Origin of the sequence: Nonomuraea turkmeniaca (assembly GCF_005889735.1) — a bacterium.
Lineage (GTDB): Bacteria > Actinomycetota > Actinomycetes > Streptosporangiales > Streptosporangiaceae > Nonomuraea > Nonomuraea turkmeniaca.
This window is the reverse complement of sequence record NZ_VCKY01000296.1, coordinates 1-11,507: the sequence shown is the minus strand read 5'-3', so window position 1 is coordinate 11,507 and position 11,507 is coordinate 1. Positions and strand designations below refer to the sequence as shown.

11 protein-coding genes and 1 pseudogene are annotated in these 11,507 nt (G+C 70.1%); 8 read left to right on the top strand and 4 right to left on the bottom strand.

The features are described 5' to 3' along the window. Both ETD86_RS47965 and ETD86_RS47960 read left to right on the top strand, forming a co-directional pair. A pseudogene (locus tag ETD86_RS47965) lies at positions 1 to 788 on the top strand (hypothetical protein); the annotation flags it as partial. 268 nt (positions 789 to 1,056) lie between these two features. Beyond that, on the top strand, positions 1,057 to 1,755 hold the full coding sequence (locus ETD86_RS47960; protein WP_170223677.1) for a maleylpyruvate isomerase family mycothiol-dependent enzyme: 699 nt from the start codon (positions 1,057 to 1,059) through the stop codon (positions 1,753 to 1,755). A 116-nt stretch (positions 1,756 to 1,871) separates the two neighbouring features. Here ETD86_RS47960 and ETD86_RS47955 read toward each other — a convergent pair whose 3' ends face one another. After that, on the bottom strand, positions 1,872 to 2,267 hold the full coding sequence (locus ETD86_RS47955) for a GNAT family N-acetyltransferase (RefSeq protein WP_211370774.1): 396 nt from the start codon (positions 2,265 to 2,267) through the stop codon (positions 1,872 to 1,874). A 72-nt stretch (positions 2,268 to 2,339) separates the two neighbouring features. On the opposite strand from ETD86_RS47955, the gene ETD86_RS57615 reads away from it, so the two are divergent. From ETD86_RS57615 to ETD86_RS47945, 3 genes are all read left to right on the top strand, one after another. Then, positions 2,340 to 2,633, top strand: coding sequence for an SDR family NAD(P)-dependent oxidoreductase (locus ETD86_RS57615; protein WP_342779356.1), 294 nt, complete (start codon positions 2,340 to 2,342; stop codon positions 2,631 to 2,633). After that, the gene (locus tag ETD86_RS57610) at positions 2,618 to 2,770 is read left to right on the top strand and encodes a hypothetical protein (protein ID WP_211370772.1); all 153 of its coding nucleotides are present in this window, start codon (positions 2,618 to 2,620) and stop codon (positions 2,768 to 2,770) included. The genes ETD86_RS57615 and ETD86_RS57610 overlap by 16 nt, the downstream gene beginning before the upstream one ends. A gap of 74 nt (positions 2,771 to 2,844) precedes the next feature. Continuing rightward, entirely contained in the window at positions 2,845 to 5,511 is a 2,667-nt protein-coding gene (locus ETD86_RS47945) for an exo-rhamnogalacturonan lyase family protein (RefSeq protein ID WP_246149387.1), read from the top strand. 147 nt (positions 5,512 to 5,658) lie between these two features. On the opposite strand, the gene ETD86_RS47940 is transcribed toward ETD86_RS47945, so the two are convergent. Then, on the bottom strand, positions 5,659 to 6,711 hold the full coding sequence (locus ETD86_RS47940) for an aldo/keto reductase (protein WP_138673285.1): 1,053 nt from the start codon (positions 6,709 to 6,711) through the stop codon (positions 5,659 to 5,661). Positions 6,712 to 6,838: 127 nt separating this feature from the next. Here ETD86_RS47940 and ETD86_RS47935 point away from each other — a divergent pair, with 127 nt between their 5' ends. Then, positions 6,839 to 7,486 (top strand): TetR/AcrR family transcriptional regulator, encoded by a 648-nt coding sequence (locus ETD86_RS47935; protein ID WP_246149385.1) that lies wholly within the window; start codon positions 6,839 to 6,841, stop codon positions 7,484 to 7,486. Positions 7,487 to 7,672: 186 nt separating this feature from the next. Here ETD86_RS47935 and ETD86_RS47930 read toward each other — a convergent pair whose 3' ends face one another. Next, on the bottom strand, positions 7,673 to 8,263 hold the full coding sequence (locus tag ETD86_RS47930) for a TetR/AcrR family transcriptional regulator (RefSeq protein ID WP_138673283.1): 591 nt from the start codon (positions 8,261 to 8,263) through the stop codon (positions 7,673 to 7,675). 98 nt (positions 8,264 to 8,361) lie between these two features. Between ETD86_RS47930 and ETD86_RS47925 the strand changes: the two genes are divergently transcribed. Further along, positions 8,362 to 9,552: an MFS transporter gene (locus ETD86_RS47925; RefSeq protein WP_170223676.1), complete on the top strand. Its 1,191-nt coding sequence runs from the start codon at positions 8,362 to 8,364 to the stop codon at positions 9,550 to 9,552. Between the two features lie 73 nt (positions 9,553 to 9,625). Further along, positions 9,626 to 10,405 carry a hypothetical protein gene (locus ETD86_RS47920; protein ID WP_138673281.1) on the top strand — a complete coding sequence of 260 codons (780 nt, stop codon included), beginning with the start codon at positions 9,626 to 9,628 and terminating at the stop codon, positions 10,403 to 10,405. A gap of 140 nt (positions 10,406 to 10,545) precedes the next feature. Here the strand turns inward: ETD86_RS47920 and ETD86_RS56195 are convergent. Then, positions 10,546 to 11,507: tachylectin-related carbohydrate-binding protein (locus ETD86_RS56195; protein WP_170223675.1), on the bottom strand; the 962-nt coding region annotated here is incomplete at its 5' end.

Genomic DNA, 11,507 nt, shown 5'->3' with positions numbered 1-11,507 from the left:
GCGGCCACGCCCACCCTCAGCCTCACCGATCACAGCACCCTCCGCTCGTAACAATCCGGAGTACGGCGGAGCAGCCCCCCTTTTCACGCCGAAGCAGCGTCCTCCAAGGGCATCAAGGACTCATCCGCCTGCAGGCGCGCTGCGCGCTCGCCGACTTCGCGGGCGCCGACCGGCACGCGGCCGCCGCGGAACGGCTGGCCGAGCGGCACGAGCGGCCGCTGGTGAGCGTCTTCACGGGTTGGTACCGGGCGCTGCGGCTGGACGTCACCGGACAGGCGTGGACCGATGAGGCGAAGGCGACCGAGCGGGAATCGGCTGACATGGCCGGACGGGCGGCGGCTTTTGAGGAGGTGGAGGAGGCCTACCGCCAGGCGGCCGCGCGGCTGGACGGCGCCGGCATGCCGGGCCTGGAGCGCGGGTTGTTGCCGCTGGCGTTGTTGTGCGCGCGGGTGCGCCGCGGCCTGCCACCCGAGGCCCGTGAGGCGGGCTGGGGGCCGTACGAGCCGTGGGTCCGTCCTTTGGTGCTCCTGGCCGGCGGCCACCGCGAGGAGGCGGCGGCGGTGCTGGCCGGGGTGCCGGAGCCACCGCGTGACCTGCTGATGGAGGCGATGTGGTGCCTGGTGGCGCGGGCGGCGGTGGCCGTCTGCGACCGGGAGGCGATGGGGCGCGCCCGCGCCGCGCTGGAGCCGGCGGCCGGCGAACTGGCGGGCGCGGGCAGCGGCCTGCTGACCGTGGGCCCGGTCTCGGACCACCTCGCCGCCCTCGCCGCCGCCCTCCCGGCCACGTGATCAGCGCGGCTCATCCACCGTTCCTTCACTGACGGGCAGGCCTACCGCGGCGGCCGTTCGTCCTCGCCGTCGACCAGGGCGGCGCCTCGCGCGGTCCAGCTGTCCTTCAGCCAACGTCCTTGATCGAGTCTCGCCTCCCTCTGGGTGAGCGAAGCCCGATCCCGGACTTGCTTGCGGCAGCAGCAGTGCCGTGTCCGCGCGCCCATGCTTGACTGGGTGAATGGATCAGCGCCGATACTTAGACCTACTCGAGCTGGACTACGCGCGAATGCGCGAAACCGCCACCCGTGACCTCGCCGCCGCGGTGCCCCACTGCCCAGGGTGGACCACCGCCGACCTGCTCAAGCATGTCGGCGACACCTTCCTCCACAAGGCCGAGACGATGCGCCGCGGCACCTGGCCGAAGCCCTGGCCGCCGGAGCCCGATCCGAACGGCCCCGGGGCGTACTTGGACCGCGCCATGGCCGAGCTGCGCGGCGAGCTCGCCTCCCGGGAGCCGCAGGAGCATGCACTCACCTGGTACGACCCCGACCAGACCGTTGGTTTCTGGGCCCGCAGGATGGCGCTGGAGGCGGTGGTGCACCGAGTGGACGCCGAGCTCGCGGCCGGCGAGCCCATCAGGCCCATCCCCCCCGACCTGGCCGTGGACGGCATCGACGAGATCCTGGTGACCTTCCTCGCCTTCGCTTCCCGTCAGTGGCCGGAGGACTTCGGTGACAAACTCACCAGCGCGGACGGTCGCTCGGTGTCGGTCGCCGCGGGTGCCGATCGCTGGCTCGTCCGCCTGGCCGCCTCGGGCGTCGAGGTCTCCAGGGGCGATTCTCCAGGTGAGGCGTCGATCTCGGGCGCGGCCCAGGACGTGCTGCTGTGGTTGTGGGGGCGGGAGGACGTCGCGGCGCTGACCTTCGACGGCGACCCTGAGCTGGTGAAGCGGCTGCATGACCTGCTGAGGGAGGCGACGCAGTAGGCGAGAGGCCGGTCCTGTGCTCAAGCAGTTCGCCGGCCCGCCGGGGCTCCCCTGCCAGGCGTCATCCTGAGATCCGGGCCTTCGTTCCGCCCGAAGATCTGAACTCAGAGCAGACCCTAGAGCCGCCGGTAGTAGACGGCGACCGGGAGTGGGGTGCACCCGAGCCGCTCGTACAGGGCTCTGGCGGGCGCGTGGAAGGGATCTCCCCCGGTGCCGATCTCGACCACCTCGGCTCCGAGGGCTCGCATGTCGCCGAAGGCGTGCTCGCACAGGGCGGTGCCCACGTGGTGGCGGCTGTGCCCGGCGCAGACGGCGAGGATGGTGACGGTGGCGTTCCTGCGGGCCGGGTCCACGCTCCAGGCCACGTAGCCGGCGATGGCGTCCCCGGTCTCGGCGACCGCGACGTACCGGTGCTGGTCTGGCCGGTGGAGGTCGGCGACCTGCTTGCGGTAGTCGTCGCGCCAGTCGCCGTGCTGGTTGGCGAAGACGAGGGCATCGGTCGGCCCGCTCACGGCCTGGTGCCGGCGGCGAGCGGGGCCCTCAGCGGCGAATGCGCCCAGCGGCGAAGCACTCCATAGCCCACCATCCCGTCGTCGGCGGCGCCCCTGCCCGGCCGCATCCGGCAGGAGATGGAGACCGACTACTTCAGCGCCCTCGACGTGACGCGGGCGTTCGCCCCGGTCGTCGAGGCCAACGGCGGCGGCGCGGTCCTCAACGTGCGGTCGTGGCTGGACGCGCCGCAGCTCGGCTCCCGCAGCGCCTCCAAGGCGGCGGCCCGGGCGATGACGAACGCGCTCCGCCAGCAGCTCGCCCCCAAGCCATCCACGTGGCCGCGCTGCACGTCGGATACATGGACACCGACATGGCCGCCTCCGTAGCGGCCGCTCAGCAGGCCGCCCCGGCGGCGATCGCGGCGATCGCCCTGGACGGGCCGGCCGCGGGCACGGCGGAGATCGTGGCCGACGAGATCAGCGGCACGGTCAAGGCCGGCCTGTCCGCGCCGGTCACGGCCTGAGCCGCCCGACGGGTGCGTACGGAGAGGAAGACCTGACTATTGTCGATCACCGGGAGATGACCAGAGGAGAGCCCTTGACCGAGGACACGTCGGCCGTCGGCGTCACACCCCCACCAGAGGTGGGCTTGACGTGGTTGGAAGGCAAACCCGGCGGCCCTGCCGCGTCCACCTGGGGCACCCCGTGGCCCAAGGGCGCGGTCGCCGCGGACCAGGCGTTCACCCTCGTCGACGCCGCCGGCACGGCCGTGCCGGTGCAGAGCTGGCCGCTCGCGTTCTGGCCGGACGGGTCGCTGAAGTGGAGCGCTCATGCGATCGCCGCGCCCTCGCCCGCGGACGGCTACACGCTCCGGCATGGCACGGCCTGCGTCCCTGCCACGCCGGTCACCGTCACCGAGCACGAGGACCATCTCGACGTGGAAACCGGCCTGATCAGGGCCAGAATCCGCAGATCAGGCCCCGAGGTGATCAGCCACGTCTGGCGCGACGACACCGAGGTCGCCCGCGGGGTCCGGCTGGTCACCGTCCGACAGAGCGGGATCGACGACGACGAGGAGGGCGTCATCGCGCGGGACCGCTACCTGAGCGAGATCCAGAACGTCGTCGTCGAGCAGTCCGGCCCCGTGCGAGCCGTGGTGCGCATCGAGGGCACACACGCCTCCGGCACGAGGGGCGACTCGTGGCTGCCGTTCACGCTCCGGCTGTACTTCTCCGCGGGGACCGAGAGCATCCGCATGATGCACACCTTCGTCGTCGACCGGCACGGACAGGACGGCCACATCGCCGGACTCGGCGTGCGCCTGCGGGTGCCGATGCGCGATGCGGCCTACGACCGGCACGTGCGGTTCGTGGGCGAGGGGCACGGCATGATGGCCGAGGCAGTCAAGGGGATCACCGGGCTCAACTTCACCCGCGGCCCTGGCGCCGACGTACGGGCCGCACAGGTCGCGGGCACTGCGCTCCCCGCCCCCGACACTTGGAACCACCGTGTGGCCGAGGGCTTGGGGCACCTGCCCGAATGGGGCGACTACACGCTCAGCCAGCTCTCCGCCAACGGCTACACCATCCGCAAGCGCACCGAGAAGGGCTACAGCTGGATCCCGGTCGACCAGGGCGGCCGCGCTTCCGGGCTCGGCTACGTCGGTGGGGCGAGCGGCGGGCTGGCCTTCGGGCTGCGCGACTTCTGGCAGCGGCACCCGACCCAGCTGGACATCCGCGGCGCCCACACCGAGGAGGCAGAGGTGACCGTGTGGCTCTGGTCGCCGGAGGCAGAGCCGATGGACCTGCGCTTCTATCACGACGGCCTGGGTCAGGACACTCATCGCGCCCAGCTCGACGGGCTCGCTCTCACCCACGAGGACTACGAGCCGGGCTTCGGCACGCCCTACGGAATCGCGCGGACCAGCGAGCTGACCTTCTGGGCGCTGGCCGCCACTCCGAGCGGCGAGCGGCTGGTGGAGATGGCCGACCAGGTCCGCACCCCGCCGCAGCTGATCAACCCGGTCGGGCATTTGGTGGCGGCGAAGGTGTTCGGCGGGCTGTTCGCGCCGGTGGATGCCGGGCATCCGGTGAAGAACGAGGTCGAGGAGCACCTCGACTTCCTGTTCGCCTACTACAGGTCCCAGGTCGAGGAGCGCCACTGGTACGGCTTCTGGCACCACGGCGACGTCATGCACAGCTTCGACGCCGACCGCCAGGTCTGGTGCTACGACGTCGGCGGGCACGCCTGGACCAACTCCGAGTTCTCGCCCGACTTGTGGCTGTGGTACGCCTTTCTGCGGTCAGGACGGGCCGACCTCTTCCGCTTCGCCGAAGCCATGACCCGGCACACCGGCGAGGTCGACGTCTACCACCTCGGCCCGTGGGCGGGGCTGGGCACCCGGCACGGGGTCACGCACTGGGGCGACAGCTGCAAGCAGCACCGCATCAGCAACGCGATCTACCGCCGGATCTTCTACTACCTCACCGCCGATGAGCGCACCGGCGACCTGCTGCGTGAGCTGGTCGACTCCGAACGGACCTTCCTGGTGCTCGACCCAGGCCGCAAGATCCGTACCGAGCCGTACGTCCCGGACCCGGCAGCACTGCACATCGGCGTCTGCACCGACTGGGGAGCGCTGGCCGCGGCCTGGTTCACCGAATGGGAGCGGAACGGACCGCAGGCGGAGGCGGCCAGGCGCAAGCTGCTCGCCGGCATGGAGTCGATCGCCGCCCTGCCCAACGGCTTCATCCAGGCGGGCGCACGCTACGACCTCGCGACGGGCCGCTTCGCCGCTGCCGCCCCCGACGTCTTCGTCCTTCACCTGGGTGCGATCTTCGGACTGGCGGAGATCTGCGCCGAACTGATCGACGCGATCGACATGCCGGCCTTCGAAGCGGCCTGGCTGCAGTACTGCCGGCTCTACAACGCCACCCCCGCCGAACAGGCCGCCGAGACCGGCGCCGACTTCGGCGACCTCATCTGCAAACAGGGGCATGCCCGCTTGGACGCCTATGCGGCCGCGCGGCTCGCAGACGACGCCTACGCCGCCCGCGCCTGGCGCACCTTCCTGACCCCGCCCTTGCCCTGGGAGTACGCCCACGACCGCGACTGGTCGGCCACGAAGGTCGACAACACGCTCAACCCGTCCTCCGGCGCGCCGTGGGTCTACACCCCGTTCTCCGCGTTGTTCGCCCTGTCCGCCATCCAGTGCCTCGCCCTCATCGGCGACAAGCTGCCCGCACGTCATTCCACCTCGACGTGACGTCCGGCACACGGCTCCCGAGATCGCCCAGGTTCCCGAGCCCACGGTGACGGAGGCGCCGGCGCTGCTGAGCGCTCGGGCGGTCTCCAGACCGAGCCCGGAGCGCTGCAGGTGCGCCCGCCGTGCGGGAGCGAGGCGGGGAGGCGGTCAGGCGGCGGCGCGTTCGTCGACGGGCCGGCGGCGCAGGCGCGCGTGCTCGATGGCCGGTGGGTTGTAGGCCATGTCGAGCCTGCCGATGTCGGTGCCGGGTGGCACGATCTCGTCGATCCGGTCGAGGACCTCGTCGGTGAGCGTGACGTCGAGGCCGGCGAGGAGGTTGTCGAGGTGCTCCATGGTGCGCGGCCCGATGATCGCGGACGTGACGCCGGGGTGGGCGATCGCGAAGGCCATGGCCAGGTGGGTCAGCGGGATCCCGGCGTCCTGGGCGAGCGGGATGAGCTGCTCGACGGCGTCCAGGCGGCGCTCGTCGCTCAGGTGCTGGAAGCCGAACTGGGACCGATGGGTGGTGTTCTGCTGGTTCTTGCGGTAGCGGCCGGTGAGCAGGCCGCCGGCGAGCGGGCTCCAGACCAGGGCGCCCATGCCGTACTGCTGGACTATGGGGAGGACCTCGCGCTCGATGCCGCGGTTGAGGATCGAGTACGGAGGTTGCTCGGTGCGCAGCCGAGTCAGGCCGCGCCGCTCGGCGACCCAGTGCGCCTGGACGATGTCCGAGGCGGGCATGGAGGAGGTGCCGATGGCCCGGACCTTGCCGGCACGCACCAGGTCGGTGAGGGCCGAGAGGGTCTCCTCGATGTCGGTGTCGGGGTCGGGCTGGTGAATCTGGAACAGGTCGACGTAGTCGGTGCCCAGGCGGCGCAGCGAGCCGTCCAGGGCGCGGATCAGCCAGCGGCGTGAGGCGCCCGACCGGTTCGGAGGGACTGGCGTGGCGCCTCTGGGGTTGTAGTTCACCGGGAACCGGGCTTTGGTGGCGAGGACGACGTCGTCGCGGCGCCCTTGGAGGGCCTTGCCCACGATCTCTTCGGACTCGCCGTGGGAGTACATGTCGGCGGTGTCGATGAAGTTGATCCCCGCGTCCAGGGCCCTATGGATGATCTTGATCGAGTCGTCGTGGTCGGGGTTGCCGACGCCCCCGAACATCATGGCGCCGAGCGCGTAGGGACTGACGTGGATGCCGGTCCCCCCGAGGGTGCGGTACTGCATACGGTTTCTCCCGAGGTTGTGGTCGAGGCATGGCCGGCGTGCTTGCATGCCGTATCCTGAACCGAAGCGGAACGTCTTTCCGGAACTATACGGAAAGACGTTCCGGTTATGCAAGCGAAGGAGTGTCGTGAGGGAGAACACAGCGCCGACCGGAGCCGACTCGACCGGCTCTGCGGATCCGGGCGCACTCGAACGCGCGCCGCGTCGGCTGCGCGCCGACGCGCAACGCAACATCGACTCCTTGCTTGAAGCAGCGAAGGCCGTCTTCGGCACGTCAGGCGTGGACGCGCCCGCGAAGGAGATCGCCGATCTGGCCGGCGTCGGAGTCGGAACGCTGTACCGGCACTTCCCACAGCGCTCAGACCTGGTCAAGGCCGTGTTTCAGCGGGAGGTGGACGCCTGCGCCGACGCGGCCCCGGCGCTGAGCGCGGCACACGAGCCAGGAGCAGCACTCGCCAAGTGGCTCCACCGGTACACCGAGTTCCTCGCGACCAAACGGGGACTCGCCACAGCCCTTCACTCGGGCGATCCTGCGTTCGACGCCCTGCCCGGCTACTTCATGCGGCGACTCGGACCCGCCTTGGAGTCATTGCTCGAAGCCGCGACGGCCAGTGGAGAGATTCGTACCGACATCAGCCCCAAGGACCTCCTGTACGCCGTCGCCCATCTGTGCCTGCCGGTGCCGGACGAGGGAGTCACGTACAGCCGGCGCATGGTCGCGCTCCTCATCGACGGACTACGCTACGGCGCCGACACGAGCCGGCCTCGCTCCTGAAAGTGGCCCAGAGTCGCTGGGAGCCCACCGGCTTGGTCCAAGTGGCTCTGGCCTCACGTGAACTGACGCCGGCGGTGCACCTGACCGGCGTTGTCCGTGAGGGCCTTGGTCAGCGTCCGTTCGAGGGCGGTCACGAGGGTCCCCCTGGCCGGGTGGCGGGAAAGTGGCTGCGTGGGTGCAGGCGACCTATGCCTTGGGGGTGGCCAGTTTCGTGGCGGCCCGCATGAGGGCCTGCCTGGCCGTGTCCGGAGTTGCCGCATCGTCGGCGTGCATCATGCGGGCCATTTGCGGAACCGCGTACCACCAACCCGCTAGGGCCAGGACGAGGAAGGCGAGGTCGGCGGCCGGTATCTCATCGCTGATCAGGTTGGCCCGCTGCGCCTCGGCGAACGCGGCGACCTTGGTGCGGTAGTAGTCGGTGCGGGATGCCTCATCGGGCACCTCGCCAAGGTGGTGCAGGCCCTCCCACAACAGCAGCCGGGTCAGCTCGGGATGCTCGGCGTGGTAGTCGTACACCGCGGCGGCGTAGGCGGCGACGGCCTCGGGCCCGTACAGGTTGTCCAGCGGCACGGCTGCGGCGACCTTGTTCAGCTCGTCGGCTAGCACGGTGGCGAACAACTGGGCCTTGTCGCCGAAGTAGGTGTACAGCCGCTCCTTGTTGATCCCGGCCTGGCGGGCGATGCGTTCCATGGTGGTGCCGTCGAGACCGTGAGCGGCGAACTCGACGACCGCGGCCTCCTTGAGTCTGCGCTTGGTCTCGTCGGTGTTCCAGGCCATGCCGGACAGCATATCCAACGCGAGCGTTGAAGTTTGCCGACGACGTGCTAGCGTAATTTCCAACGCCATCGTTGGAGTTGGAGATAAGGGCTATGTCCATGACTGTGAGTGCCTCGCACGCGCCAGTAGCCGGCCGGTCCGCGAAGCGGGCGGCCCTCGTCCCCCTCCTCGTCACAACCGCGCTGCTCGTCCTCATGCAGTTGTACGTATCGATCCCGCTGCAGCAACCGGTGGCCGCCGACCTCGGGTCCGCCGGAGTGACGGCCGCGTTGGCCTCCGGGTACTCGTTCTTCTACGCACTGGGATTCCTGGTCTACGGACCGTTGTCCGATCACTTCGGTCGCCGGCGGATCCTGGTCGCCGGGCTCGCGGCGCTCACAGTCGTGACGCTGGCGGTGGGCTTCGCCCCCTCGATGGGCGTCCTGGCCGTGCTGCGGGCCGTGCAGGGCGCGGCAGCCGCCACATTCGCCCCGACAGCCCTGGCGTTTCTTGGCGAGGCGCTGCCGCCGCGACGGCACGCCACCGCGATCGGAGCGATCTCGGTCGCCTTTCTCAGCGCCGGGATCATGGGGCAACTGGCCGCCGCCGCCATCGCCGTCGTAGGCGGATGGCGCTGGACCTTCTTGATCAGCGGCATCCTGCTGGCGGCGCTCACCGTCGCGGCCTTCATCGTCATCCGGGAACCCGATGTGGACAGGCCCCATCAGCCGCTTCCGGTCCGTTACGCCGCGCTGATCCGATTCGCCGTCCGGCCCCGTTCCCTGCTCATCTGCCTGGGACACCTTGTCGTGCTGGGCGGTTTCGTCGGGATGTACAACCTGCTGGGCCCCCATCTGGCCGTCGCCGGTCTCACCGCGACCGAGGTCATGCTCGTCCGTGCCGCCGCCCTGCCGGCGATGTTCTGCTCGTTGCTCGCCGGGCCGCTGGCCAGACGCCTCGGCGTGGCGGGTACGGCACTCGCCGGCTTCACCCTCGCAGCGGCGGGCCTGGTTGCCGAAGTCCTGCTGGACGGCGCGCTCATCGGCCTCACCGCCGCCGGCATCGTCTTCGTGGCCGGAGTCGCCATCCTGGTCCCCACGATGATCACTATCTGGGGTGAAGCGGCGCATCCCGCGCGGGGCGTCGGGATGGCCGTCAACGGGTTCGTCCTCTTCCTCGGCGCGGGGTTCGGCTCCTACGCCACCGCACTGCCGTACGGCTTCGCCGGTTCCCTCGGTGTCGTGGCCGGCCTCTATCTGGCCGCGGGCGTCATCGTCTTCGTGGCGCACACCGGCAGGCGGCTCCGCTGATCTTCCGCATCCCGTCTTGCGACCACACGCTTTCCTTTCCCACCGTTCGTGACCACTCTGGAGGAGTAGACCCATGCCCCGTCTGAAGCCCGCCATCCTGCCCGGGATCGCCATCGCGGTCGTCGCCACCGCCGGAACGGCCTTCGCGGTGACCGGCGGTGACGATCGCCATCCCGCATTCGTCCAGTCCGGCGCCGACGCCGGCCGTCCCGTGGTGGTCCGCACCGTGGCGCCCTCGGCCGAACCCCCGACGGCTGAGGCGAACGACGCTCGGCGCCGGGTGGCCGACGCGCTGAGCGGCACCGGTCTGCGCATTCCCGCCGGCTGGGAGATCGTCAGCGTACGCCAGGAGCGACACGACCAGCGCGATGTCACCTTGATCCGGCACCAGCCCGACGGCTATCGGCTCGGCGGGCCCCATGCCAGCCTCGTCCTCGACGCGCGCGGCACGATCCTCGGATTCACCCGCCTCCATGACGGCGCCGACGGCCCGCTCCCCGACAGGCGCCGCGCCGAGGAGATCGCCCTGCGCTTCCTGCGGCAGGTGGCGCCCGATGACGTTGACGGGCTCAGCGTCCATTGGGTTGATCAGCATGACGAGACCGTGACCCTGACCGACGGCACCACAGCCACGATCTCCGGGATGAAGGTGAAGATGCACCACGACGACGGCCTCTACAGCTGGGTCGTGGTCGGCCGCGACGGCGCCGTCTTGACCTACGAGCGGGACATCGCATGGGACTCCGGCCAGGGACGCCGGGGCACGCAGATGTGGCTCCACGACTCCTGGATCGCCGCGCGCGAAGGCACCGGACCACAACCCGCCCCGCCGTACGCTCTTGCGACGTCATAAGCGGCCCCGCGCTACAGGTCAGCTGGATCTAGTCGACGCCGACCGACAGGTGACGGCGGCGGTGAGGTGGCAGGTCGTCTGGGCGGCTCATCAGCCGTCCAGACGACCTCAAACGCTGGATCATTCAATCTGTCATTCGCTCACGTGACACTGGCGGGCTGGGCGGACAGGAGGGTCTGTGCCCAGCCGCTTGTGTCGACGGCGCCCTGGCCGGTCAGGTCGTCGTTTCGGCCGTCGTAGGGGTTGATGTCGAGGTAGCGGTGCATGGAGCCGTCGCGGTGGTGGCCGTAGTAGACACCCCCGCCAGGCGACAGCAGGTGGTCGAAATTCTGCCAGGTGGAGTCGCGTAGCTGGTAGCGCTTCCAGGAGCCGGCGCCGCTGATGTTGTAGGAGATGAGCTGCCCTCCGGCCGTGGTGCCGAGGATCCAGTCGGGCCCGGTGGCGGTGAGGGTTTTGAGGGCGAAGCCGCTGCCGATGGCGGTGTTGCCGGTGATGTCGGCAAGGGCAGGCTTGGCGGCGGTGATGGTGTAGCGGCGGAGGGTTCCGTCCTTGATGCCGAACAAGTGGCTGCTGCCGTCGAAGGCGAGCAGGTCGTGGGTGTAGCCGCTGCCCAGCAGGACGGGCGGGTCGAAGGTGAGGGTGTCACGGTTGGTCTGCACGTCGATGCGGTACAGCTTGCCGTTGGTGTCGGTGATCAGGATGGTGCGGAAGTTGAGTGTGGCCATGGCCTTGGGCGTGAAGCCGAGGGTGGCTGTGGAGACGACCGCGCCGTGGGTGCGCTTTCCGGTGGCGGCGTCGATGGTGGTATAGGTCAGCCGGCCGTCCGGCAGCACCCCATACACCGACGTGACGCCCTTTGGCCCGCCGAAGTGCGGGTTCTGTGCGTGGGTCAGGGTCTCCCAGCCCAGGAAGTGTGACACCCCGACGGGACGGTTCTGCTCGACCCACCGCTTGGCATAGGGGACGTCGTCGTATCCGAGACGGTGGTGCAGCGCGTTGAAGCCGACCTCGAAGTGCTCCCCGAGGTCCTTGGTGACCTTTCCACCGCACAACCATGACGGCACCGTCCCGCCCAGTTGCAATTTGGCGTGGAGGTCCATCG